Raw genomic sequence first — 22,038 nt, 5'->3', positions numbered from 1 at the left:
CGGCCCCGGTCAGGCGCGTTTCGGGCCCTTCCGCCCGGGCCGGCCGTTTCCCCGCTGCTTCGCCAGCCGCTCCAGCCGCTTCCGCTCGGCGAGCGGCAGCACGGTCAGCAGCCCCCGGCCGCTGACCGGCATCCGCCGGCGCCGCGCCTCCAGCTTCCGCGCCCGCTCCTCCCAGCCCATCAGCGCTCGGCCGCCGTTCCCGGCGCTTCCTGCCCGTCGTGGTGGCGGCCGTGCAGCTGCGCGAGGTGCTCTTCGAGGTGCGCAATCTGCGCCCGCAGCTCGTCGAGCCGCCGGTCGAGGTCGTTCAGCCGCTCCCACTCCGGGTCTGGCAGTCGCTGAATCGCTCCGTTCGAATCATCGTGGAACGCGACGATGTGCCCCGGCACCCCGACGACCGTCGCGTTCGGCGGCACGTTGGTGACCACCACGCTGCCGGCGCCGATCCGCACGTTTTCGCCGATCTCGACTGCGCCGATCACCTTCGCGCCGGCGCCGACGGTCACCCGGTCGCGCAGCGTGGGGTGGCGCTTCACCCGGCGCGTGCTCGTGCCGCCGAGGGTCACGCCCTGGTAAAGCGTCACGTCGTCGCCGATTTCGGCTGTCTCGCCGATGACGACCCCCATGCCGTGGTCGATGAAGAACCGCCGCCCGATCCGCGCCCCGGGGTGGATTTCGATGCCGGTGAAGAACCGCGCGAGGTGCATGATGCCGCGCGGGATGAGCGGCACGCCCCGCCGGTGCAGGGCGTGCGCCAGGCGGTGCGCCAGCCGTGCGTGGAAGCCGGGGTAGAAGAGCACAACCTCCAGCGCCGAGCGCGCCGCAGGGTCGCGCGCCATGGCCGCGCGGATGTCCTCCCGGATTTCGGCAAGGATGCCCATCCCTTCCACCTTACGCGAGCAGCCGCCGGCCCTGCTACCCGCCCTCGGCCCGGCGCAGGGGCCCGGCTACGGCCGCCCGGCCCGGTGGAGGCTCTCGGCTGCCGCCAGCGCCGGCTCCCGCCCGCGCTCCGCTTCGAGCCGCTCCATCTGCATCTGCACGTTCAGCGGGTAGATGCCGGTGAAGCAGGCGTTGCAGAGGTCCTCCGGGTTCTGCCCGGTCGCCCGGTTCAGCCCCTCGAGGCTCAGGAAGCCGAGCGAGTCCGCGCCGATGTGCTGGCGGATCTCCTCAATCGAATGGTTCGCCGCGATCAGCTCCGCCTTCGTCGCCATGTCCACACCGAGGAAGCACGGCGAGACGATCGGCGGCGTCGTGATCCGCATGTGCACTTCCTTCGCGCCCGCCCGCCGCAGGAGCTGGATGACCCGCGGCGTCGTCGTCCCGCGCACGATGCTGTCGTCGACGAGCACCACCCGCTTGCCGGCGAGCACGTCGCTGAGCGCGTTGAACTTCAGGCTGACGCCCGCCTCGCGGATCCGCTGGTCGGGCTGGATGAACGTCCGCCCGACGTACCGGTTCTTCACCAGGCCTTCGCGGTAGGGGATGCCCGAGGCCCGCGCATACCCGATCGCCGCCGGCGTCGCCGAGTCGGGCACGCCGATGACGATGTCGGCCTCCACCGGGTGCTCGCGCGCCAGCGTGGCGCCCATCTCCTCGCGGGCCGGGTAAATCAGTTGCCCGCCAATCCGGGAATCGGGGCGGGCAAAGTAGGTGTACTCGAAGGTGCAGATCGCGCGCTTCCGGGCCGGCGCCACCGGGAAGAAGCTCGCCGGGCCGTGCTCGTCGATCACGATCACCTCGCCTGGCTGGACCTCGCGCTCCATCGGCACGCCGAGGTGCTCCAGCGCGCACGATTCCGAGGCCACGACCCAGCCGCCGTCGAGCCGCCCCAGGCAGAGCGGCCGCACGCCCATCGGGTCGCGCATCGCAAACAGCCGGTCCTTCGTCATCATCACTACGCTGTAGGCGCCCTCGATCCGGCGCATCACGTAGTGGAACCGCTCCTCGTAGGTGCGCCCCGGCGCAATCGCGAACAGGTGGGCGATGACTTCCGAGTCGGCCGTCGATTCAAAGACGATGCCCTGCGCTTCGAGGTCCTCGCGCAGCACATCCACGTTCGTCAGGTTGCCGTTGTGGGCGAGGGCGATCGGGTCGCCCGTCTCCAGGTCGTGCACCACGATCGGCTGCGCGTTGCAGGCGAGCGAACCGCCCGCCGTGCTGTAGCGCGTGTGGCCGATGGCGATGTGGCCCTTCAGGTAGGCGAGGTCTTCCTCGTCGAACACCTGCGCGACGAGGCCCATGCCCGTGCGGAGGCTGAAGTCTTCCCCGTTGCTGGTGGCGATGCCGGCGCTTTCCTGGCCCCGGTGCTGGAGGGCATACAGCCCATAGAACGTCAGCCTTGCGACGTCGTCGCCGGGGCTGAACACCCCGAAGACGCCGCAGGCCTCGCGCGGATTATCGCTTTCCGGGAGCAATCCCCTCCGGCCTCCTTGCGGTGACGGCTGCTTTCAGTATATCGGCCGCGCGCCCGCTGCGCTGAGGGGGCAGCCCGGGCCGCGCCTAGAACCCGCCCGCGAGGTCGCGCTTCCCCTGGCGGCTCGCCAGCGCCGCATGGTTCAGGATGTTCCGCGCCATCGACGACGGCTGGAGCGCCGCCCGCGCCGCGTAGATCTCCGCCCGCAGGTCGTGCGCCGCGCGCGAACCCGGCTCCGCAATCACGGCGAACTCAACAAGGTGGCACGCCAGCCGGAGATTCCCCTCCGCCCGGAGCGCCGCCGCCCGCTCCAGCACCCGGTCGATGCCCCCTGCCAGCGCGACCCACTCCCGCGCCTGCTCAGCCCGCGGCGCCGGCAGCAAGTTGTCCGGCTCGCCGTCGTACCAGCCCCCGTACAGCCGCCACACATTCCGGATAAGGAACTGGGGGTCGTCGTACACCGGCCGCAGGTACGGCTTTTCGAGCAGGTGGGCCGGCACCTCCACCTCGTGCAGGACCCGGTCGAGCGTGCAGCCGGTGTTCATCAGCGCCAGCACCTGGGCCTCGATGCTCTCCAGCAGCTCGGCCGTATCCAGCAGCGCCTGCCGGATCCGTTCGGCCCCGAAGATCGGCAGCCCGTGGCCCGGCAGGAGCAGCTCGGCGCCCAGCGCCGCCATCTCCCGCAGGCCGGCGGCCCACTCCGAGCAGTACCGCTGCACCTTCTGCGGGTTGCCGGCGTTCGGCACCGCCCAGATGAAGAGGTCGCCCGGCGCCAGCAGCTTCCGCTCGGGCACCCACGTCCAGGTCGCGTCCTCCGTCTCGCCCCGCGTATGGTGCAGTTCAAAGGTCAGCTCCCCGGTCCGGAAGGTCAGCCGACGCGTGTAGGTCACGTCGGGCAGCCGGTACTGCTCCGGCCAGCGGAACTGGGGCGCGTCGATGGCGAACTGGCGCCGGTTGATCGCCGTGTTCCACCCGAGCGTCCGTTGGTACCGCGCGAAGTGCCACTCCAGCAGCTCGTGGCCGTAGACCAGCGGCCGCGGCCACCGCCGCTCGGCGGCCTCCTGCTCGAACGGGCCCACGCCGAAGATGTGGTCCACATGGTGGTGCGAAAAGACGGCCGCCCGGAGCGGCGCCTCCGGGCGCCAGCGCCGAACCTCCCCGTAGAGCGGGCGCGTGTCGTTCACCGCACCCGTATCGAGCATGACCAGGCCGTCGCCCGTATCGATCGTGTTGGCGCTCGCAATTCCTTTATAAAAAAGCACGCCGTCGGCGATCTCCTGGCCTTCGGGCTGGCGCCACGCGACCGGGTGCAGCTCGGCGGTCGAAAGCTCGCCGTTCCACAGGCGTTCGGCAAGGTCGCGGATGTCGGGCATGGGGCAGGCTCCTGGGGCAGCGTCGAGGCGGCATTCTACGCCCCGGCAGGTAAGACGAATTTCCCCGCGCGTCGACGGGTGCGGGGGGGATGGATACACTCAGGACAGACTGTTCCCCGGGAGGTTCGCGATGAACGGATGGCCCGCCATTCGGCCAGGGCGCGCGCTCGCAATCCTGGCGGCCGCGGCCGCAGTGCTGGCTGCAGCCTGCGGCGGCGATGACACGGTTTCCACCGCGGACCACATGGCCGGCGGGGGGATGATGGCGTCGCAGCCGGCCGGCTCCATCCGCGTCGGCCTCCGCAACTGGGCCGTGGTCCCCGAAGTCGCCTCCGCGCCGGCAGGCAAAGTCACCTTCTGGGCAGTCCACGACATGGAGCACATGCACGGGCAGAACGAGGGCGGCGCCGTCCACGACCTCCAGGTCATGAAGAAGCTTCCCTCCGGCGAAATGGAGCTCATCGGCCAGGTGCAGGGCCTGAAGATGGGCGAGGCTAAGGCGCTCACGCTCGAACTCCAGCCCGGCGAGTACGAGCTCTCCTGCAACGTGGTCGAGGAGGTCGGAGGAACGACCATCTCGCACTATACGAAAGGGATGGTCGCCAGCTTCACGGTCACCGGCTGAGTCTCCGCGGAGCTTCGCCTCCTGCGCCATCCTGTGGTAGCGTAAGAGCCTCAAACCTTCACGTGAGGGTAAAGCGCTGGCAGGGTGGCTCCGCCGGACCTTCTACGCGCTCGAAAACACGCAGTTCCGCCTGCTGTGGATCGGCACGCTCTTCTCCTTCCTCGGCATGCAGATGCAGGTCGTGGCGCGGGGCTACCTCGCCTACGACCTGACCGGCAAGAACACCGCCCTCGGCGGCGTCATGATCGCCTTCGGCGTCCCCCAGCTCCTCCTCGGCCTCTGGGGCGGCGTCCTCGCCGACCGGCTCCCCAAGCGGAACCTGCTCGTCGTCTGCCAGGGCATCATCGCCCTCAATTCCCTCTGGGTGGCCGTCATGATCAAGACCGGCCACATCGAGTACTGGATGCTCATCGTCGCCGGCGTCGTCCAGGGTGCCGGGTTCGCCTTCATCGGCCCGGCCCGCCAGGCCTTCATCGGTGACCTCGTCGGCCGCGATGCGATCGGCAACGCCGTCGTCCTCCAGCAGCTCAGCATGAACAGCACCCGCGTCATCGGGCCGTCGATCGCCGGCGCCTTCATCGCCATCGCGTTCATCGGCACCGGCGGCGTCTACCTGCTGACCACCATCGGCTTCTTCATCGCGATGGCAACGATGCTCCGCCTCCCGCCCGGCAATCCGAAGCCGCGCGCCAACCCGGTCTCGCCCCTGCGCGACCTCGCCGACGGCCTCCGCTACGTCCGCCGGCGCCCCTCGCTCGCCCTCCTCATCCTCACCGGCTTTGCCGTCATCATGGTCGGCTTCCCCTACCAGTCGTTCCTTCCGTCGGTCGCCGTCGATGTCTACAACGCCGGCTCGGGCGGCCTGGGCCTGCTCCAGTCGTTCGCCGCCATCGGTGCGGTCGGGGCCACGGTGCTCGTCGCAACGTTCGCCGAAAGCCGCCGCGCCTGGTTCTGGCAGCCCGTCCTGGCGATGGCCTTCGGCGCCTCGCTCATCGCCCTGGGCGCAACGTCGAACCTCGTCGTCGGCCTCGCCGTCATGGTCGCCGTCGGCGGGCTCGCCAGCGGCTTCCAGGGCCTGAACAACGCCCTCACCATGTCGAACACCGACCACGAGTACCACGGCCGGGTCCAGTCGATCTCGATGCTCAGCTGGAGCCTCTTCGGCCTCTTCGCGCTCCCCATCGGCATCGTCGCCGACCACATCGGCATCCGCGAGACGCTCATGCTCATGGGCGCCGTCGTCATCGCCAGCGTGGCCCTGCTCCAGCTGCTCGGCCGCTCCGAGCGGGTCGCCGAAGACCGCCGGCTCGCCGTCGCTGCCGCTGAGCTCCGCCGCGAAACGCGGGCCGTGGCCGGCGGCCGCTGACCGCTCCCTACTGGAACGCGATCCCCGTCAGCGTGTGGAGCCACTGCTCCTGCGGGATGCTCGACGAAACGAGGTCGAGGTAGCCCGCCTCGTTGAGCACCAGCAGCGTTGTCTCGCCCACCTCGGCCAGCGGGTACCGGATGGCCCCGTACCGCAGGTTGTCCATCCGCGTCCCCTGGATGGTCGCCGTGCTGCCCGCCGGGGCGCCCGCCTTCGCCGCGACCGCCGCCAGCGTCACGCCGGTGTACTCCTTGCCGCCAATCTTCAGGGTCGTCGCGGGCAGCGCCTTGAATTCGTCGCGGGTCGGGGTGTACGCCGTGCCGCCCGGGGCCACCACCTGGAGAACCGGCAGGCCGTCCGGGAGCGGTGTCGGCGTCGGCATCGGCCGGTCCGGCGCCACCGGCTGCTCGAGCCCCTGCGCCACCTCGGTGCGGCGGGCGTCGGCCTCGCTCACGGTCGCGCTCGCGCCGGCATCGCCCGCCGGCGCGTCGTCATCGCCGCCGCAGGCAGCGGCCGCGGCGGGCACGAGAAGGAGGAGGGCTGCGGCGAAGCGCAGTCGAAGCATGGGCACACTCCATCGGGTCCTGGGGGCTGATTGCAGGGTAGGCACCGCTCCCGCCTGCGGCAACGGCGAGGTCAAGCAGGGGTTAGGGCTTCGGCGAGGGCTGCGCCGCCGGCGTCTCACCGGCTTCCGCAGGCTGCACCGTCGCTGAGGGCGCGGCCTCGGCCGTCGCCGAGGGGGTGGCGCTGCCCGCCGGCAGCGGGGTTGCGGTCTCGGCCGGCTTCGGCGTGGCCGCCTCCGGCGTGGCCGTCGCGGCCGGCTCCGGCGTGCGCGTCGGCGTCGCGGTCGGTTCGGGGGTTGCCAGCGGCGTCACCCCGCCGAGCGCCGCCGAAACGGCGTCGTCGATGGCGGCCGCTGCGGCCGCCACCTTCTCCGGGTCGACATCCGGCCGGTTGCGCGCCTGCGAGAGCACCGTCGAACTCTGCTCCGCGAGGCTCTTCACCCGCGCCTTCTGGATGTCGGTCAGACCGCCCTGCTTTTCGGCCAGCTCCGCAATCGCCCGGAGCTCCCGCTGCAGCCCGTCGAGCGAGGCCGCGAGGTCGGTGTCCCGGGCCGCGAGCTGCTGCAGTTCGTAGACTCGCGCTTCCGCCTGCCGGAGCTGGACGTCGACCCGCCCGTCCCCGCGCGAGAGCGTGTACTCCAGCCGTTCGTTCGCCAGCTTGAACGCGTAGTTCCAGTCGCCCGGCACGGCATCGCCGGCCGTCACGAAGCCGAGCGCGAGCACGCCGACTGCCGCCGCCCCGGAGAGCACGGCCATGCTCGCCACCGCAGTCCGCACCGGCGAATAGCCCGGCACCGGCAGGAAGAGCGGCTCGGCCGGGGTCGTCGGCTCTGTGGCCCGGGCGAGCACCTTCGCCTTGAGCGACGCTTCGAAGAAGTAGCTCGCCGGCTCGGAGGCGTAGGCATCCGTCACCGCCGCCGTCACCCGCAGCATGCCGGCCAGCCAGTCCGCATCCTCCGGGAAGAGCGAGAGGACGAAGTCCGGCTCCAGCCCGTCGTCAACGAGGGCCTGCGCCTCGGCGAGGATGTCGGCCCGGCGGCCAGCCTTGCGGTCGAACAGCCGGCGGATCATTGGAAGGGCACCATCGTTTGGAGTTTGGCAATCGCCTTGTGCTGGAGGACTTTCACGTTGTTCTCGGTTTTGCCGAGCACCCGGGCGGTCTCCGCAACGGAGAGCCCCGCCCCGAACCGGAGTTCGATCACCTGCCGCTGGGCTTCGGGGAGCTTCGCGGTGGCTGCGCGGACCACCTCCATCGTCAGCGCGGTGTGCACTTCCTCGGTGTGGTCCGGCGCAGGGTCCGGGATCGTTTCCGTGAGCGGCGCTACCTGGGAGCGGACCTTCCGGCGGCGGACGAAGCTGACCACTTCGTTGCGGGCGATGCGGAACACCCATGCGCCGAAGGGCAGGCCCCGGAAGGTGAAGCTGCGGAGGTTTTCGATGACCCGGAGAAAGATCTCCGTCGTCACGTCCTCGGCGTCTTCGGTGCTGGAGAGCCGGCTGGCGACGTACCGGTACACGCGGGGAAAGTAGTGATCGTAGAGGAGCGACAGCGCCTCACGGTCCCCGTTCTGGGCGGCTTCGACAACAGCCTGTTCGTCGAAGTCGGGTGCCAGTTCGTCGGTTGCCGTCTCTGCCATCCAGCCCCCTGGGCCGCGCCGGGTTCGGAATACCGAGCGTCCTCCTTTCGAGCATACTCAGGCGATTGGCCCGTGCACTAGAGATAACGCTGGCGGCTCCCGAAGGTTAATGGCGCACGCGCCCCCCGGGGTGACGGCGCGCCCCGCCTGCGCGACACTGGGGGCATGGTCAACCCGGCCCTTATCTCCGCAATCGCGATGCCGCTCTTCATGGCTGCCGGCGGCCTTGCCGTCTGGCTCTCCCGCGGCCGCGATGACGACACCCGTCCCGCCTGGCGCGATGACTCCCTCGACGACTGGTACCGCGAACGGGAACGCCAGGCCGAAGAGGAGCGCCGCCGCCGGCAGGAGCAGGACGCTTCCGGCCCCGGGCCCTGACGGAAACGCCGCGCCGTGCCCTACGATGCGCACGTGCGCACCTGGACCTGCATCGATGGCACCTGGCGCCCCGGCGAGCTCGACGGCGGCCCCCGCTGGTACGACCTCTCCGGCGCCGACCGCGACGGCCTCCTCGAACTCGCCTCCCGCTACGGCCTCCACCCCCTCGCCATCGAAGACTGCCTCTCCCCCTACCTCCACACCCCGAAAATCGACGACTTCGGCAGCTACCTTTTCATCGTCGTCCTCGCCATGAAGCCCGGCACCGTCGAGCCCATCCTCGAAGAGCTCGACGTCTTCCTCGGCCCCGGCTTCCTCATTACCTACCGCGACGACCCGGCGACCGCGCCCGAAATCGACGGCGTGGTCCGCGCCCTGGAACAGGGCCTCGCCGTCCGCCCCGGCACCGACGGCCTCTTCTACGAAGTCCTCGACCGTGTCGTCGACAGCTTTCTCCCCCGCGTCTCCGCGATGAGCGAGCAGCTCGATGCCCTCGCCGACCTCGTGCTCGAAGGCGACCGCGACGGCGGCCTCAGCCAGCGCGTCCTCGAAATGCGGCGGACCGCCGGCTCCGTGCGCCGCACCATGGCGCCCCTCCTCGGCGTCGTCCTCCGCTTCGGCCGCGGCGAACTCTCCCTCGTCCAGCCCTCCAACGTCATCTACTTCCGCGATGTCTACGACCACCTCCTCCGGGTCGACCTCGCGCTCGAAGAGCTGCGCGACGATGCCGAGGTCGCCCTCAACACCTACCTCAGCACCCTCAACAACAAGATGAACGAAGTGATGAAGGTGCTCGCGGTCGTCGGCGCGCTCGCCCTCCCCGCAACGGTCATCACCGGCATCTTCGGCACCAACTTCGACGAAATACCCGGCCTCCATAGCAACTACGGCTTCGCCGTCATGGTGACCGCGATGGTCGCCATGGCCGCCTCGATGGCCTACTTCTTCCACCGCCGCGGGTGGTTCTGATGTCCTGCGCGGGGCCCGCGTGATGGACGTCGCAGGCATCCGGCTCGATGAGCAGGGCGTGCGGCTCGCCGTCGCGCTCGGCATCGGCCTCCTCCTCGGCGCCGAACGGGAGCGCCGCAAAGGCGAAGGGCCCGCCCGCGGCGCCGCCGGCATCCGCACCTTCGCCCTCGTCGCCCTTGCCGGCGGCATCGCCATGGCCGTCGGCGGCGGGCTCGTCCTCGCCGTCGCGCTCGGCTTCGTTGCCCTTGCCGTCCTGGCCGCCTACGTCCTCGGCGACCGCACCGACCCCGGCCTCACCACCGAGGTGGCCGTCGTTGTCGCCTTCCTGCTCGGCGCCCTCGCCCAGCAGGAGCCGCAGCTTGCCGCCGGCATCGCCGTCGTGGTCACCATCCTCCTCGCTGCCCGGGAGCAGCTCCACCGCCTCGTCTCCCGCGCACTCACCGAGCAGGAGGTGCACGACGCCCTCCTCTTCGCCGGGGCCGCGCTCGTCATCCTCCCGCTCGCGCCCAACGAGCGGATCGGGCCGTACGGCGTCTTCAACCCGTTCGCCATCTGGCGGCTCGTCGTCATCGTGATGGCGATCGGCGGCGCGGGCTACGCCGCGGTCCGGCTCCTCGGGGCACGGGTCGGCCTTCCCCTCTCCGGGCTCGCCGCCGGCTTCGTCTCGAGCTCCGCCACCATCGCCGCCATGGGCGCCCGCGCCCGCGAAACCCCTGCCCTGCGCACCCCCGCCGTGGCTGCCGCCGTGCTCTCCACCGTCGCGACCGTCGTCCAGATGGTCATCATCGTCGGCGCCACCGATAGCCGGACCCTCGCCCGGCTCTGGCCCGCGATGGCGTTCGCCGGTGTTGCTGCCGTCGGCTACGGCGCCGTCTTCGCCCTGCGCGCCCTGCGCGATGCGGCTGCCGACGCCCACCACCCCGGCGGGCGCGCCTTCGACCTGAAGACCGCGGTCCTCTTTGCCGCCACCGTCACGGCTGTCCTTCTCGTCTCCGCCGTCCTCGGCGACTGGCTCGGCAACCGCGGCGTCCTCCTCTCGGCCGCGGTGGCGGGTTTCGCCGATACCCACGCCGCGGCAATCGCCGTCGCGGGGCTCGCCGCCGGCGGCCGCATCGAGCCCGCCGACGCTGTGGTGCCGATCCTCGCCGCCTTCACCACCAACTCGGTCACGAAGATGGTCCTCGCGGCCGCTTCCGGCGGGCGCCGCTTCGCCCTCGAAGTCTGGCCCGGCGTCATCGCCACCGCCGCCCTCGCGTGGGCCGGCTGGGCCCTCACCTAACCGCCCCCAGCGGCCCCCTCCCCTCAGAACTTCGAGGAATCCGGCTCCCGCTTCTCCAGGAATGCCTGCACCCCCTCCCGGAACTCCGGGCTCCCACGGCACGCCTTCTGCTGCGCCCACTCAAACGCCAGCTGGTCCGCCAGCGATACGCCGTCCAGCGACCGCCGGATCGCCCGCAGCGGCCGGGCGGCCTCCACGGGCACGCACGGCCCCCTCCCATCCGTTGACAGCAACCCGCTACCCTTGGACGGCATGAACAGCGCTTCCCCGGCCCGGCGCCGCACCCGGCCCGCGCCGGCCGCCCCGCGATGAACCAGCCGCGCCGGCGCGGCCCGGCGCCCGCGCTCGCCGAATGGGCCGTGCGCGACGCCGCCGACGTGCTCGAACGTCTCGGGACCGGCCCCGGCGGCCTCTCCAGCGCCGAAGCCGCACGCCGCCTCGCCGTCCACGGCCCCAACTCCCTGCCGCGCGGCGGCCACCCCGCGCTCGCCATCTTCCTTCGCCAGCTCAAGAACCCCCTCCTCGGCCTCCTCCTCGCCGCCGTCTCCGTCTCCTTCGTCGTCGGCCAGCGCCTCGATGCGGCCATCATCGTCGGCATCCTCCTCCTCTCCGTCGTCCTCGGCTTCGTCGACGAATTCCGCGCCGACCGCTCGGCCCGCATGCTCGAAGCGCGGCTCACGCGCACGGCCCGCGTCCTCCGCGACGGCGAAATCCAGCGCGTCGACGCCGAATCGCTGGTCCCCGGCGACATCCTCGTCGTCGAAGTCGGCGACATCATCGCCGCCGACGCCCGCGTCCTCGAAACGAACGACCTCGCCGTCGATGAGTCGATCGCGACCGGCGAGTCGCTCCCCGCCGAGAAGCGCGCCGAAGCCGGCGGCGAACCCGGCCTCGCCACCATGCTCCTCTCCGGCACGGTGGTGCGCAGCGGACGCGGGCGCGCCGTGGTCGTGGCCACCGGTCCGCGGACGATGGTCGGGGCCGTCTCCGCGGACCTGCTCGCAGCCGGCCGACCCACCGAATTCGAACGCGGCCTCCGCCGCTTCTCCCTCCTCCTCGTCAACGTCACTGCGGCGCTCACGGCGTTCATCCTCGCCGCCAACGCCGTCCTCGGCCGCGGCCTCCTCGAATCGCTCCTCTTCGCCCTCGCCATCGCCGTCGGGCTCACTCCGCAGCTCCTCCCCGCAATCGTCACGGTCAGCCTCGCCACCGGCGGCCGGCGGCTGGCCCGGCGGAAAGTCATCGTCCGCCGCCTCGTCGCCATCGAAGACCTCGGCAACCTCGAGGTCCTCTTTTCCGATAAAACCGGCACCCTCACCGAAGGCTCCATCGTCCTCGAAGCCCTCGGCTGCCCGCCCGGCGCCGAAGATACGCTCCTCGGATGGACGGCCAGCTGGCTGCTCGCCGGCATCCACGAAACGTCCGGCAACGCCCTCGATGCCGTCCTCGCCGCCGACGAGCGCATCCAGCGGGCGGCGGCCGCGCGCGCCGGCTGGACCCTGCGCGATGAGTTCCCCTTCTCCTACCAGCTCCGCTACGCCGCCGTGGCCGTCGAATCCCCGTCCGGCGAACGGTGGGTCGTCGTCAAAGGCGCCGCCGAGGAGCTGCTCGCACGGTGTACGGCTGCCCCCGGCTGGGGCGAGGAGTGGCAGGCTGCCGCCGCCGCGGCTCTCGCCCGCCTGGCCGATGACGGCCTTCGTGTCATCGCCGTCGCCATCCGCCCCGACGATGGCCGCGAACTCGCCGCGCAGGCCGCCGGAGAGCTCCGCCTCGTCGGCTTCCTCGGCTTCAGCGACCCGCCCCGGCCCGAAGCGAAGGCCGCTGTCGAACGGCTCGCCGGCCTCGGCATCGAGGTCAAAATCCTCACCGGCGACCATCCGGCCGTCGCCCGCCACGTTTGCGAACGGGTCGGCATCACCGTCCGCGGCCTGCTCACCGGGGCCGACCTCGAGGGGCTCAGCCCGGGCGAACTCCGCGAAGCCGTCGCCCGCACGACCGTCTTCGCCCGCGTCAGCCCCGAGCAGAAGAAGCTGCTGGTCCAGGCCGCGCAGGCCGGCGGGCGCGACGTCGGCTTCCTCGGCGACGGCGTCAACGACGCCCCGGCCATCCGCCAGGCCGATATCGGCATCTCCGTCGATACCGCCACCGACGTCGCCAAGGCCGCCGCCGATGTCGTCCTGCTCGAGAAAGACCTCGGCGTGCTCGCCGACGGCGTCCTCGAAGGCCGCCGCACCTTCGCCAACACCGTGAAGTACATCCTCATGGCCACGAGCTCGAACTTCGGCAACATGTTCAGCGCCGCGGGCGCCTCCCTCTTCCTCAGCTTCCTGCCGATGCGCCCCACCCAGATCCTGCTGAACAACTTCCTCTACGACGTCTCCGAGCTGACCATCCCGACCGATGCCGTCGACGAGGAGCTCACCCGCCGGCCTGCCCACTGGGACCTGCGCACCATCAGCCGGGCCATGGTTGTCTTCGGCCCCGCCAGCTCCCTCTTCGACTTCCTGACCTTCGCCCTGATGCTCAGGGTGTTCGATGCCGGCGAATCGCGCTTCCAGTCCGGCTGGTTCGTCGAATCGCTTTGCACGCAGACGCTCGTCATCTTCGTGCTCCGGACCCATCGGGTCCCGTTCTGGCGGAGCCGGCCCTCGCTGCCGCTGCTCGCGACGACCCTGGCCTGCGTCGCCCTCGCGGCGTTCATCCCCTATTCGCCGGCAGCGGGCCTGCTGAACTTCGAGCCCCTGCCGGCCGGGTTCCTCCTCGCACTCTCGGGGATGGTGGTCACCTACCTGGCGCTCGTCGAACTCGCCAAGCGCATCGTCTTCGCGCAGGCCGGCGCGCCCCCGCCTGCGCCCGCTCCCGCGCCCCCGGCTCCCACCCCCGCCGCCTGACCGCCGCCCTGCCCGGCGCACCGTGCGCCGGGCAGGCTGGGCCCTCAGCTAACCGCCCGCAGCGCCCCCCTCCCCTCAGAACTTCGAGTAATCCGGCTCCCGCTTCTCCAGGAACGCCTGCACCCCCTCCCGGAACTCCGGGCTCCCAAGGCACGCCTTCTGCTGCGCCCACTCAAACGCCAGCTGGTCCGCCAGCGATACGCCGTCCAGCGAACGCCGGATCGCCCGCCGCGTGTACGTCATCGCCGAGGGCGGCATCGCCGCATACTCCCGCGCCGCCGCCAGGGCCGCCGGCAGGAGCTCCTCCGCCGGCACCACCTTCGACACAATCCCCAGCGCCAGCGCCTCCCGCGCATCGATCATCCGGCCCGAGTAGAACAGCTCGGCCGCCCGCTCCGGACCAACCAGCCGCGGCAGGAAGTACGAAAGCCCGCAGTCCGGCGCCAGCGCCCGCTTGATGAACACCGTCGCGAACCGCGCCTCCTCGCTCGCAATCCGGATATCGAACGCCGAGCAGAGGCCGAAGCCCCCGCCCACCGCCACCCCGTTCACCGCCGCAATCAGCGGCTTGTCGCAGTGGTGGAGCGCGAGCACCACCCGCCCCACATCGCCGATGTCGTCGACCGCCGCGAACCGGCGCCCGTGCTCGTCCGCGCCCGCCGCGCCGATCGCCTGCAGGTCGGCCCCGGCGCACCAGGCCCGCCCGGCGCCGGTCACGACGAACGCTTTCACCCGGTCGTCCCGGCGCCCTTCTTCGAGCGCGGCGAGGAACTCGGCGAGCAGCGTCCCGCCCATCGAGTTCATCCGCTCCGGGCGGTTGAAGGTGACGACCATCACGGGACCGTCCCGTTCGACCAGGCAATCAGGCATCGCAGGGGCTTCCTTTCACAGGCAGAATCGGCCCGCCGGGACCGGCCGGCCACGCCGATTCTGCGCGAACGCGCGCGCTCGCGAAACCGTCCGCGTCAACGGGGGGGCGCCATCAGCCACGCGTCGGCCGGCACCAGCGCCGCCATCTCGCTCGCCGACGCCCCGCAACCGAAGTCGGCGCTCACCACTTTCCCGTCCCGCACCATCACCATGAACGCGAGCGAACCATCCGATAACACGACACCGAGTGTCCCAACCGGGAGCCGCTCGACCCGCGGGTGCTTCTCACCCGGCCGGAAGATGCCGTACACCTGCGGCGCCGGGTACCCTTCCGGGCGCCGCACGAACAGCCCTTCGAGCTCGTGCTCGTACACGAAGTTGTGGCAGGTCGCGGCGGGGAATACCGGCACGTGCGTCCCCGCTGCCGCACCCGCCGGGCACGGCGGCGCCTCCGTATCGATCCGCACCTCGGTGATGCACGGCTCATCCCGCCGGGCCAGCAGCGGCGCAATCCGCGCCCAATCCCGGGAGACGAGGGCGTCGATCACGGGCTGCAGCGAGGGTTCCACCGTCGCACTTCCCCCGGGCCCGGCCGTCGCTGTCGCCCCTGCGGTTGGCGTCGCCGGCGGCGTCGCCGTCGGCGTTGGTGCGTCCTCGTCATCGCCCGAGCAGCCCGCGGCCCCGGCAGCGACAAGTGCCGCCAGCAGCACCAGCGGTACGCGCAGCATCCATCGATGAATTCGCATCATCCGCTCCGTTCCTCCTTAAATTCCTGGCGTGCTGCGGTCGTTGACTCCGCCCAGTCACGGGATCATCAATACCGTACCAGCTCTAATAGTACAGGATCAGCTGCGAAGGCGAGACCGTAGAACCTTGAGGCGGATTGATGTATTCAATGATCCCGTCATTCGCGAGGTGGCCGAAGTGCAAATGCGCTGGACTTCCGCAGCTCGCCACGGTGTAACCAACGTACAACCACGTTTCAGACTGCCCGGGAGCAATGTCGACCGACCGTCCCCAGAGAGAGGAATGATCGCCGAGATGAACGTAATTCACCGTTCCGTAGTAATAGTACGTGTTTCCTGTATGGCGGTACAGGTGAAATTTGCTGCCCGGGCATGAACTGGTTCCCTGGTAGTTGTACACCTCATAATAGAGGTAATCTGAAGAGCTTGGGTTCTGCAGGTTCGAATAGACGCTCACCCCGCTCGCGGAAAGGTCGAGCGCCCGCTCGCCGTAGCTGCTCCCGTGACTCCACTCGGAGGTGACGGTCGCGCTAGCTGCCAGCGGAGCCCGTACATACCCGTAATGGGCCGCGACGGTGGATGCGGTGAGCGCGCCGAGCACGGCAGCCGCAATCGCGATCGAAAATCTGGCACATCCGGACTGGACGAACCAACCAGCACGCCGCGCCAGGCGTTTCCATACGGGAACCATGTCAGCCCTCCCACCCCGTGCCACGGACCACCGCCTCCAGTGCCGCGATGAACGCGCCATCCGAGGTGAACCCCGTCCCCTCCGCCGCCACGACCCATTGCCCGGACGCGGCCCACGCCTCCCGCGGGCCGAACCCGCCCGCCACGCGCTCCGATGGCACGAATGCCCGGAACGCCCAGCCGTGGATATCGAGGTCGAGCTCCCGTACCACCGGGCTCGATGCCGGCCGGACCAGCGTCACCCCGCCGCACTGGGTCCATGCGGCAATGCGCAGCCCCCGGCGCTGGACCGGGTCCTCAAGGAATGCACGCACGTGCGTCGCCCCGGCCGCCGTTCGCACCTCCACCGACCGCACCGAAAATCCCGGCACCGGCTCCAGGCCCTCCAGCCGCAGCGGCAGGCTCGCCGCATCGATGGCCCCGGGGCGTTCGGCAGCCGCCGCGTCGGCCAGCTCCGGCAGGAGACCGAGCGATTCCACCGCGCCCGAGGCTGCCACCGTGACCCCCGCTGGCGCAGGTGGGCAGGCAGCCGAGCCTGTGCCGGGGCCACCAATGCCGAGCACCGCCGCAATCCCGCCCAGGGCCGCCAGGCCGCCACCCGCCGCCAGGGTGCTCCGTAGCAGAACAGTTCTTGAGACTCGCATCGATCCAGGTCCTTTGAAGAGTCCTGGAGCTTCCGCTGCATGGCCTCTGCTCCAGGCTGCTCGAACCGTAACAGAAGTATTCGCGATTTGCAATCTCCGACCTGACCCGACCAGCCGCAAAGCCCCACCGGGGCCGCCGCTCCCGGACGGCCCGTCGACCGCACCCCTCTAGCACTCTCCCGTTGCGAGTGCTAATATGCGCTCGCTACCCTCACACCAGCAGCAACCCATAGGAGGAAACGCATACCCCATGGCTGCCAAGACCGCGACCAAGACGGAGACCAAGTCCAAGCTCATCCCCCTCGCTGACCGCGTCGTCATCGTCCCCCTCAAGCAGGAGGAGATCACCGCCAGCGGCCTCGTCATCCCCGATACCGCCAAGGAGAAGCCGCAGCAGGGCGAAGTCGTCGCCGTCGGCCCCGGCCGCCTCGATGAGAACGGCAAGCGCGTCCCCATGGACATCGCCGTCGGCGACCGCATCCTCTACGCCAAGTACACCGGCACCGACGTGAAAATCGACGGCCAGGATTACATCGTCCTCAACGAGAAGGACATCCTCTGCAAGGTCGAATACTAGTCGTTCGACACCGCCAGGGGCGCGCAGCACAGGCATTCGCCTGCCGCTGACGCGCCCCTCCGTGCGAGAAACGGAGTTTCCCTATGGTTGCCAAGCAACTGCTCTTCGATGAAGCCGCACGCCGGCGCCTGCGCGACGGCGTCGACGCGCTCGCCGATGCGGTCAAAGTCACCCTCGGCCCCCGCGGCCGCAACGTCGTCCTCGATAAGAAGTACGGCGCTCCCAACATCACCAAGGACGGCGTCACCGTCGCCCGCGAAATCGAGCTCGAAGACCCCTTCGAGAACATGGGCGCCCAGCTCGCCAAGCAGGTGGCGACCAAGACGAACGACGTCGCCGGCGACGGCACCACCACCGCCACCGTCCTCGCCCAGGCGCTCGTCCACGCCGGCATGAAGGTCGTCGCCTCCGGCTACAACCCGATGATGGTCAAGCGCGGCATCGAAGCGGCCCTCGCCGCCGCCGTCGAAGACCTCCGTGCCCAGGCGAAGCCCGTCCTCACCAAGGAGCAGATCGCCCACGTCGCCTCCATCTCCGCCAACGATAAGCAGATCGGCGAACTCATCGCCGATGTCATGGAGAAGGTGGGCAAGGACGGCGTCATCACCGTCGAGGAATCCCGCGGCATCAAGTTCGAAACGGAGTTCGTCGACGGCCTCCAGCTCGACCGCGGCTACGTCTCGCCCTACTTCGTGACCAACCCCGACCGCATGGAAGCGGTCATCGAAAACCCCTACATCATCATCACCGATAAGAAGATCTCCTCCATCCAGGAGCTCCTCCCGCTCCTCGAGAAGGTCCTCCAGGTCACGAAGGACATCGTCATCATCGCCGACGATGTCGAAGGCGAAGCCCTCGCCACCCTCGTCGTCAACAAGCTCCGCGGCACGCTGAACGTCCTCGCGGTGAAGGCCCCCAGCTTCGGCGACCGCCGCAAGGCGATCCTCGAAGACATCGCCATCCTCACCGGCGGCACCCTCATCACCGAGGACATCGGCCTCAAGCTCGAGAACGCCACCATTGCCGACCTCGGCCGTGCCCGCCGCGTCGTCGCCAACAAGGACGACACCACCATCATCGAGGGCATGGCCAGCGACGAGAAGATCCAGGCCCGCATCAAGCAGATCAAGGCCCAGATCGAAGACGCGACCAGCGAGTTCGACCGCGAGAAGCTCCAGGAGCGGCTCGCCAAGCTCGCCGGCGGCGTCGCCGTCATCAAAGTCGGCGCTGCCACCGAAGTCGAGCTGAAGGAGAAGAAGGCCCGCGTCGAAGACGCCCTCAGCGCCACCCGCGCGGCCGTCGATGAAGGCGTCGTTGTCGGCGGCGGCGTCGCCCTCATCCGCGCCCAGAAGGCCCTCAAGGCCCTGGAAGAGAAGACCGCCAACGAGGACGAAAAGGTCGGCATCCGGATCGTCGCTGAGGCGCTCGAAGCACCGACCTTCACGATCGCCGAAAACGGCGGCCTCGAAGGCGCCGTCATCGTCGACCGCGTCAAGAAGCTCACCAACCCGAACGAGGGCTGGGACGCCGAGACCAACACCTGGGGCGACATGTACGAGCTCGGCATCGTCGACCCGGTCAAGGTGACCCGCTCCGCGCTCGAAAACGCCGTGAGCATCGCGGCCCTCGTCCTTACCACCGAAACCCTCGTGGCCGAGATCCCGCAGCCGCCGGCTGCGCCGCCGCCTCCGCCCGAGGACTACTAGCACCGCCGCCCCCGGAGGGGGACCACGAGCCGGCCCCGGTCGTGCGACCGGGGCCGGCGTGTTGTCTCCGCCGTGCGCCGCCGCTCAGTCGAAGAGCAGCACCGTGCGCGCAACCTCACCGGCCTTCATCGCCCGGAAGGCGTCGTTCACGTCCTCCAGCCGGCCCGTGCGGGTAATCATCTCGTCCAGCTTCAGCCGCCCCTGCATGTAGAACTCCACATACCGCGGCATGTCCCGCAGGAACCGGTTCGAGCCCATCGCTGAGCCTTGGATCTTCTTCTCCTGCAGGAAGCTCGGACCGTCCAGCTCGACCTTCTGGCCCACCGGGATCATCCCGATGATCGTCGCCGTGCCGCCGATGGCCAGGCACTCGAACGCCTGCTCCGCGGCCCGCTTCAGTCCGATCGCCTCGAACGAGTACTCCACGCCCCCGCCCGAGATCTCCCGGATCGCTTCGACCGGGTCCCGGCTCGAAGCGTCGACCACGTGGGTCGCGCCAAGCTCCTTCGCCTTCGCCAGCTTCGATTCCACCGTGTCGACCGCGATGATCATCCGGGCGCCGCCGATGCGCGCCCCCTGGATCGCCGCCAGCCCCACGCCGCCGCACCCGAACACCGCCACCGACGCCCCCGGCTCCATCTTCGCCGTGTTCAGCACGGCCCCCACGCCCGTCGTCACCCCGCAGCCGATGAGCGCTGCCGCCGCCAGCGGCATGTCCTCCCGGATCTTCACCACGGCGTTCTCGTGGACGAGCATCTTCTCCGCGTAGGCGCCGAGGTTCGCAAACTGCACCACCGGAGTCCCCCGCCAGGTCAGCTTCGGCGGCATGTCCGCGCTCCGCTGCCGGCTCGGGGCCCGGCACAGGTTCGGCCGCCCGCTCACGCACATCTCGCAGTGCCCGCAGAACACGCTCAGGCAGCAGATCACGTGGTCGCCGGGCTTCACGTAGGTCACCTGATCGCCGACCTCCTCCACGATGCCCGCGGCCTCGTGCCCGAGGATGGCCGGCGCCTGCAGCGGGTAGAGCCCGTCGACGAAATGCAGGTCGCTGTGGCAGACGCCCGACGCGACCGTCCGGACGATCACCTCCCGGCCCCGCGGCCGGTCGATCTCGACGTCTTCGATGGTGAGCGGCTGATGCGCCCCGTGGAACACGGCGGCTTTCATGGGCAGAGTCCTCCTTCTCCTGCTGCCGAATCGGCGCGCGGAGTCTACTCCATTCCCATGGCCCCGTGGCGAACGGCTACGGCCGCTGCTTCAGCAGGTCGCGGATTTCGCGCAGGAGCTGGACGTCCTCCGGCGTCGGCAGGTCGGCTGGCGCCTCGCCCCGCTTCCGCCGCTCCAGCAGCACGTTCACCGGCTTTACCACGAAGAAGAAGATGACCGCCGCCACGATCAGGAAGTTCACGACGGCTTCGAAGAACAGCCCGACCTCGATCGTGGCATCGCCGATATCGAAGTTGATGTCGGCGAAGCTCGGCTGGCCGAAAACCGCCGCGATGAACGGCGTCAGCACGTTCGCGACGAGCGAGTTGACGACCGTCGTGAACGCCGCCCCGATGACGACCGCCACCGCGAGGTCGAGCACATTCCCCCGCAGAACGAAATCGCGGAACTCCTTGAAGATGCCGGACATGGTGCCTCCCGCCGGCGCACTGCGGTTGTCGGCCGGCTGGCGGATTGTTCGCGGCCCGGCCCGGCGGCGTCAAGATGTGAACGGCGATTGCGGGGCCGGCAGCGCTGGAGGTCGGCCGGGCGGCCCGCCGCCGGCCCCGCATCAGCAGGTACGCGCTCCACTGCCCCGCCGATCAGCGCCAGGCCGCGAACATCCCGCCCGCCGCCGGCCACGCCAGGCCCCGCCCGGGGTCCAGCAGCCAGCTCACCGGCCCCAGTCCCTCCTTCGGCGCGTACCCCTGCACCGTGAACGCCAGCAGCCCGCCCCCGGCCGGCCGCATCTCGAGCACTGCCATGAACGGATAGACCCGCGCTGCGCCCGTCCGCAGGTTGACCACCCAAATGCCGTTCCGCTGGCGGCCCAGCCCCTCCTCGTGCCAGGCGATGGTCTCGTCATCAATCCAGGTCGAGGTCGGCCCCGGGGCCCCGCCGCAGCGGCCGCCGACGATCGCCGGCTGCGGCCGCTCGATGCGCCGGACCTCGCCCGTCTGCAGGTCGATCACCCGGACCGGGCCCGCGAACGGCACGGCCAGCACCCTGCGGCCCGAGGGCGACACCGACAGTTCGCCCGGCCATTCATCGCTGCCGAGGGCGAGGGCAATCGCGCGCTCCGAGCCGTCGAGGCCGACCACCCGCAGCCCCAGCTCCGCCGACCAGCTTACGAATCCGCTCCCGTCCGGCAGCCACGCCAGGTTCCACGCAACCGCCGCAGGGATGGGCGTCACCCGGTCGAAGGGCGGCGCTGTCCAGCCGATCGCACCCGGGCAGGCGTCGCAGGCATCCGGCAGCCGCACCGCCAGCCGGTCGCCGGGCCCCCAGAGCAGCGGCATAGCCTTCCCGAGCGGGACCCGCCCGCCCGTCGCGAGGTCGACCACCTCACCTCCCGCCGGCCCTGCGAAATGGTCCTGGAAGGCGATGTATCGCCCGGAGGGCGCCAGCGGCGACGGCCGCACCGCGGCCCATGCCGCGTTGAAGGGCAGCCAGCCGCCCCCGCGCACCTGCACCCTGCCGTCGGGCGTCACCTCCGCGGCCTGTGTCCAGCTCCCGTCGTCGGTGCCGAGCACCGTCGCCGCGCGAAACGGTCCGAACCCGCGCGGCGCCTCGGGTGCGGGCACCGTGTACCGGGCGGCCACCCAGCCCATCCCGAGCGCATACCGCCACGTTTCGCCGTCTGCCTCAACCGCTGCGCCGCTCAGCCACAGCAGCGTTCCCTCCGGGGCGCATGACCGCGGCTCCGGCTGCTGGCTGGTGCCTGGCAGCCAGCGGAGGTTGAGGCAGTCCCCGTCGCCGGTGTGCACCCGGACCGGCTCGGCATCGACCGGGCCGAACCCGGCCCAGTCGTGCGCGGGCGGGCCGGCTGGACGCGGAAGCGGCGGCGGCGGCGTCCAGGGTGTCGGCGTCGGCTCGGGAATGAACGGAGTCGGCGTCGCCGTGACGCTCTGCGTGACGGTCGGCGTCGCCGTTCCCTCGGCCCCCGGGCCCTCCGCCCGCGTCCCGGCCGCCAGCGCAGCCGCGGCCAGCCCCGCCGTGACGGCCCCGGCGAGCACCCCTGCCCGGATCTTTCCGCGAATCGTCGTGGGCATCATGGTCGGCACCCCTGCAGCAGCATTTGCTGCTCCTGCTGATGGTGACGCCCGGGA

At 70.5% G+C, this 22,038-nt stretch carries 23 protein-coding genes; 8 read left to right on the top strand and 15 right to left on the bottom strand.

The window, feature by feature from the left end; all coding sequences use genetic code 11:
* Nucleotides 1-9 precede the first annotated feature (9 nt).
* The 4 genes from Tbon_RS13795 to Tbon_RS05935 form a co-directional block, all read right to left on the bottom strand.
* A complete protein-coding gene (locus Tbon_RS13795; RefSeq protein WP_192498196.1) occupies nucleotides 10-180 on the bottom strand; it encodes a hypothetical protein in 171 nt (56 codons plus the stop codon).
* Nucleotides 180-878: a serine O-acetyltransferase gene (cysE, locus tag Tbon_RS05945; protein WP_158066773.1), complete on the bottom strand. Its 699-nt coding sequence runs from the start codon at nucleotides 876-878 to the stop codon at nucleotides 180-182. The genes Tbon_RS13795 and cysE overlap by 1 nt, the downstream gene beginning before the upstream one ends.
* 66 nt (nucleotides 879-944) lie before the next feature.
* Nucleotides 945-2,411: an amidophosphoribosyltransferase gene (gene purF, locus Tbon_RS05940; RefSeq protein WP_158066772.1), complete on the bottom strand. Its 1,467-nt coding sequence runs from the start codon at nucleotides 2,409-2,411 to the stop codon at nucleotides 945-947.
* 85 nt (nucleotides 2,412-2,496) lie between these two features.
* A complete protein-coding gene (locus Tbon_RS05935) occupies nucleotides 2,497-3,783 on the bottom strand; it encodes an alkyl sulfatase dimerization domain-containing protein (protein WP_158066771.1) in 1,287 nt (428 codons plus the stop codon).
* A 130-nt stretch (nucleotides 3,784-3,913) separates the two neighbouring features.
* Between Tbon_RS05935 and Tbon_RS05930 the strand changes: the two genes are divergently transcribed.
* Both Tbon_RS05930 and Tbon_RS05925 read left to right on the top strand, forming a co-directional pair.
* Nucleotides 3,914-4,408 (top strand): hypothetical protein, encoded by a 495-nt coding sequence (locus Tbon_RS05930; RefSeq protein WP_158066770.1) that lies wholly within the window; start codon nucleotides 3,914-3,916, stop codon nucleotides 4,406-4,408.
* A 76-nt stretch (nucleotides 4,409-4,484) separates the two neighbouring features.
* A complete protein-coding gene (locus Tbon_RS05925) occupies nucleotides 4,485-5,774 on the top strand; it encodes an MFS transporter (protein ID WP_158066769.1) in 1,290 nt (429 codons plus the stop codon).
* Between the two features lie 7 nt (nucleotides 5,775-5,781).
* On the opposite strand, the gene Tbon_RS05920 is transcribed toward Tbon_RS05925, so the two are convergent.
* The 3 genes from Tbon_RS05920 to Tbon_RS05910 all read right to left on the bottom strand — a co-directional run bounded on the left by Tbon_RS05920 (nucleotide 5,782) and on the right by Tbon_RS05910 (nucleotide 7,974).
* The gene (locus Tbon_RS05920) at nucleotides 5,782-6,339 is read right to left on the bottom strand and encodes a hypothetical protein (protein ID WP_158066768.1); all 558 of its coding nucleotides are present in this window, start codon (nucleotides 6,337-6,339) and stop codon (nucleotides 5,782-5,784) included.
* Nucleotides 6,340-6,421: 82 nt separating this feature from the next.
* Nucleotides 6,422-7,408: a DUF5667 domain-containing protein gene (locus tag Tbon_RS05915; RefSeq protein WP_158066767.1), complete on the bottom strand. Its 987-nt coding sequence runs from the start codon at nucleotides 7,406-7,408 to the stop codon at nucleotides 6,422-6,424.
* Nucleotides 7,405-7,974 carry an RNA polymerase sigma factor gene (locus Tbon_RS05910; RefSeq protein WP_158066766.1) on the bottom strand — a complete coding sequence of 190 codons (570 nt, stop codon included), beginning with the start codon at nucleotides 7,972-7,974 and terminating at the stop codon, nucleotides 7,405-7,407. Before Tbon_RS05910 ends, Tbon_RS05915 begins: the two co-directional genes overlap by 4 nt.
* 165 nt (nucleotides 7,975-8,139) lie before the next feature.
* On the opposite strand from Tbon_RS05910, the gene Tbon_RS05905 reads away from it, so the two are divergent.
* The 3 genes from Tbon_RS05905 to Tbon_RS05895 are packed head-to-tail and all read left to right on the top strand — an operon-like array spanning nucleotide 8,140 to nucleotide 10,600.
* Nucleotides 8,140-8,352 carry a hypothetical protein gene (locus Tbon_RS05905; RefSeq protein ID WP_158066765.1) on the top strand — a complete coding sequence of 71 codons (213 nt, stop codon included), beginning with the start codon at nucleotides 8,140-8,142 and terminating at the stop codon, nucleotides 8,350-8,352.
* 33 nt (nucleotides 8,353-8,385) lie between these two features.
* Nucleotides 8,386-9,321, top strand: a complete 936-nt coding sequence (locus tag Tbon_RS05900) for a magnesium transporter CorA family protein (RefSeq protein ID WP_192498195.1) — start codon at nucleotides 8,386-8,388, stop codon at nucleotides 9,319-9,321.
* A gap of 22 nt (nucleotides 9,322-9,343) precedes the next feature.
* Nucleotides 9,344-10,600, top strand: coding sequence for an MgtC/SapB family protein (locus Tbon_RS05895; protein ID WP_158066763.1), 1,257 nt, complete (start codon nucleotides 9,344-9,346; stop codon nucleotides 10,598-10,600).
* Between the two features lie 23 nt (nucleotides 10,601-10,623).
* Here Tbon_RS05895 and Tbon_RS05890 read toward each other — a convergent pair whose 3' ends face one another.
* Nucleotides 10,624-10,803 carry a Clp protease/crotonase-like domain-containing protein gene (locus Tbon_RS05890; protein WP_158066762.1) on the bottom strand — a complete coding sequence of 60 codons (180 nt, stop codon included), beginning with the start codon at nucleotides 10,801-10,803 and terminating at the stop codon, nucleotides 10,624-10,626.
* 105 nt (nucleotides 10,804-10,908) lie between these two features.
* Here Tbon_RS05890 and mgtA point away from each other — a divergent pair, with 105 nt between their 5' ends.
* The gene (mgtA, locus tag Tbon_RS05885; RefSeq protein ID WP_158066761.1) at nucleotides 10,909-13,491 is read left to right on the top strand and encodes a magnesium-translocating P-type ATPase; all 2,583 of its coding nucleotides are present in this window, start codon (nucleotides 10,909-10,911) and stop codon (nucleotides 13,489-13,491) included.
* A 75-nt stretch (nucleotides 13,492-13,566) separates the two neighbouring features.
* On the opposite strand, the gene Tbon_RS05880 is transcribed toward mgtA, so the two are convergent.
* The 4 genes from Tbon_RS05880 to Tbon_RS05865 all read right to left on the bottom strand — a co-directional run bounded on the left by Tbon_RS05880 (nucleotide 13,567) and on the right by Tbon_RS05865 (nucleotide 16,276).
* Nucleotides 13,567-14,361 (bottom strand): enoyl-CoA hydratase/isomerase family protein, encoded by a 795-nt coding sequence (locus Tbon_RS05880; RefSeq protein ID WP_158066760.1) that lies wholly within the window; start codon nucleotides 14,359-14,361, stop codon nucleotides 13,567-13,569.
* A gap of 95 nt (nucleotides 14,362-14,456) precedes the next feature.
* Nucleotides 14,457-15,110 (bottom strand): hypothetical protein, encoded by a 654-nt coding sequence (locus Tbon_RS05875; RefSeq protein ID WP_158066759.1) that lies wholly within the window; start codon nucleotides 15,108-15,110, stop codon nucleotides 14,457-14,459.
* A gap of 82 nt (nucleotides 15,111-15,192) precedes the next feature.
* A complete protein-coding gene (locus Tbon_RS05870; protein ID WP_158066758.1) occupies nucleotides 15,193-15,798 on the bottom strand; it encodes a hypothetical protein in 606 nt (201 codons plus the stop codon).
* Between the two features lies 1 nt (nucleotide 15,799).
* Nucleotides 15,800-16,276 (bottom strand): hypothetical protein, encoded by a 477-nt coding sequence (locus tag Tbon_RS05865; protein WP_158066757.1) that lies wholly within the window; start codon nucleotides 16,274-16,276, stop codon nucleotides 15,800-15,802.
* Between the two features lie 415 nt (nucleotides 16,277-16,691).
* Between Tbon_RS05865 and groES the strand changes: the two genes are divergently transcribed.
* Together groES and groL are read left to right on the top strand one after the other, a co-directional pair.
* Nucleotides 16,692-17,018 carry a co-chaperone GroES gene (groES, locus tag Tbon_RS05860; RefSeq protein ID WP_098502681.1) on the top strand — a complete coding sequence of 109 codons (327 nt, stop codon included), beginning with the start codon at nucleotides 16,692-16,694 and terminating at the stop codon, nucleotides 17,016-17,018.
* Nucleotides 17,019-17,101: 83 nt separating this feature from the next.
* On the top strand, nucleotides 17,102-18,724 hold the full coding sequence (groL, locus tag Tbon_RS05855; RefSeq protein WP_158066756.1) for a chaperonin GroEL: 1,623 nt from the start codon (nucleotides 17,102-17,104) through the stop codon (nucleotides 18,722-18,724).
* Between the two features lie 84 nt (nucleotides 18,725-18,808).
* Here the strand turns inward: groL and Tbon_RS05850 are convergent, their stop codons facing one another.
* The 3 genes from Tbon_RS05850 to Tbon_RS05840 all read right to left on the bottom strand — a co-directional run bounded on the left by Tbon_RS05850 (nucleotide 18,809) and on the right by Tbon_RS05840 (nucleotide 21,981).
* Complete coding sequence (locus tag Tbon_RS05850) at nucleotides 18,809-19,891, bottom strand: Zn-dependent alcohol dehydrogenase (RefSeq protein WP_158066755.1); 1,083 nt, start codon at nucleotides 19,889-19,891, stop codon at nucleotides 18,809-18,811.
* Between the two features lie 76 nt (nucleotides 19,892-19,967).
* Nucleotides 19,968-20,360 (bottom strand): large conductance mechanosensitive channel protein MscL, encoded by a 393-nt coding sequence (gene mscL / locus Tbon_RS05845; RefSeq protein ID WP_158066754.1) that lies wholly within the window; start codon nucleotides 20,358-20,360, stop codon nucleotides 19,968-19,970.
* 172 nt (nucleotides 20,361-20,532) lie between these two features.
* Entirely contained in the window at nucleotides 20,533-21,981 is a 1,449-nt protein-coding gene (locus tag Tbon_RS05840) for a hypothetical protein (protein WP_192498194.1), read from the bottom strand.
* Nucleotides 21,982-22,038 lie beyond the last annotated feature (57 nt).

It is taken from the genome of Tepidiforma bonchosmolovskayae, from assembly GCF_008838325.1.
GTDB lineage: Bacteria > Chloroflexota > Dehalococcoidia > Tepidiformales > Tepidiformaceae > Tepidiforma > Tepidiforma bonchosmolovskayae.
The sequence above is the reverse complement of the archived record's forward strand: the minus strand, read 5'-3'. Positions and strand labels throughout refer to the sequence as shown.

Bases quoted from the DNA above. Each gene is read 5' to 3' on its own strand.
- Tbon_RS13795 (WP_192498196.1), bottom strand. From the start codon at position 180: ATGGGCTGGGAGGAGCGGGCGCGGAAGCTGGAGGCGCGGCGCCGGCGG.
- cysE (WP_158066773.1), bottom strand. From the start codon at position 878: ATGGGCATCCTTGCCGAAATCCGGGAGGACATCCGCGCGGCCATGGCG.
- Tbon_RS05935 (WP_158066771.1), bottom strand. From the start codon at position 3,783: ATGCCCGACATCCGCGACCTTGCCGAACGCCTGTGGAACGGCGAGCTT.
- Tbon_RS05930 (WP_158066770.1), top strand. From the start codon at position 3,914: ATGAACGGATGGCCCGCCATTCGGCCAGGGCGCGCGCTCGCAATCCTG.
- Tbon_RS05920 (WP_158066768.1), bottom strand. From the start codon at position 6,339: ATGCTTCGACTGCGCTTCGCCGCAGCCCTCCTCCTTCTCGTGCCCGCC.
- Tbon_RS05915 (WP_158066767.1), bottom strand. From the start codon at position 7,408: ATGATCCGCCGGCTGTTCGACCGCAAGGCTGGCCGCCGGGCCGACATC.
- Tbon_RS05910 (WP_158066766.1), bottom strand. From the start codon at position 7,974: ATGGCAGAGACGGCAACCGACGAACTGGCACCCGACTTCGACGAACAG.
- Tbon_RS05905 (WP_158066765.1), top strand. From the start codon at position 8,140: ATGGTCAACCCGGCCCTTATCTCCGCAATCGCGATGCCGCTCTTCATG.
- Tbon_RS05895 (WP_158066763.1), top strand. From the start codon at position 9,344: ATGGACGTCGCAGGCATCCGGCTCGATGAGCAGGGCGTGCGGCTCGCC.
- mgtA (WP_158066761.1), top strand. From the start codon at position 10,909: ATGAACCAGCCGCGCCGGCGCGGCCCGGCGCCCGCGCTCGCCGAATGG.
- Tbon_RS05880 (WP_158066760.1), bottom strand. From the start codon at position 14,361: ATGCCTGATTGCCTGGTCGAACGGGACGGTCCCGTGATGGTCGTCACC.
- Tbon_RS05875 (WP_158066759.1), bottom strand. From the start codon at position 15,110: ATGATGCGAATTCATCGATGGATGCTGCGCGTACCGCTGGTGCTGCTG.
- Tbon_RS05870 (WP_158066758.1), bottom strand. From the start codon at position 15,798: ATGGTTCCCGTATGGAAACGCCTGGCGCGGCGTGCTGGTTGGTTCGTC.
- groES (WP_098502681.1), top strand. From the start codon at position 16,692: ATGGCTGCCAAGACCGCGACCAAGACGGAGACCAAGTCCAAGCTCATC.
- groL (WP_158066756.1), top strand. From the start codon at position 17,102: ATGGTTGCCAAGCAACTGCTCTTCGATGAAGCCGCACGCCGGCGCCTG.
- Tbon_RS05850 (WP_158066755.1), bottom strand. From the start codon at position 19,891: ATGAAAGCCGCCGTGTTCCACGGGGCGCATCAGCCGCTCACCATCGAA.
- mscL (WP_158066754.1), bottom strand. From the start codon at position 20,360: ATGTCCGGCATCTTCAAGGAGTTCCGCGATTTCGTTCTGCGGGGGAAT.
- Tbon_RS05840 (WP_192498194.1), bottom strand. From the start codon at position 21,981: ATGCCCACGACGATTCGCGGAAAGATCCGGGCAGGGGTGCTCGCCGGG.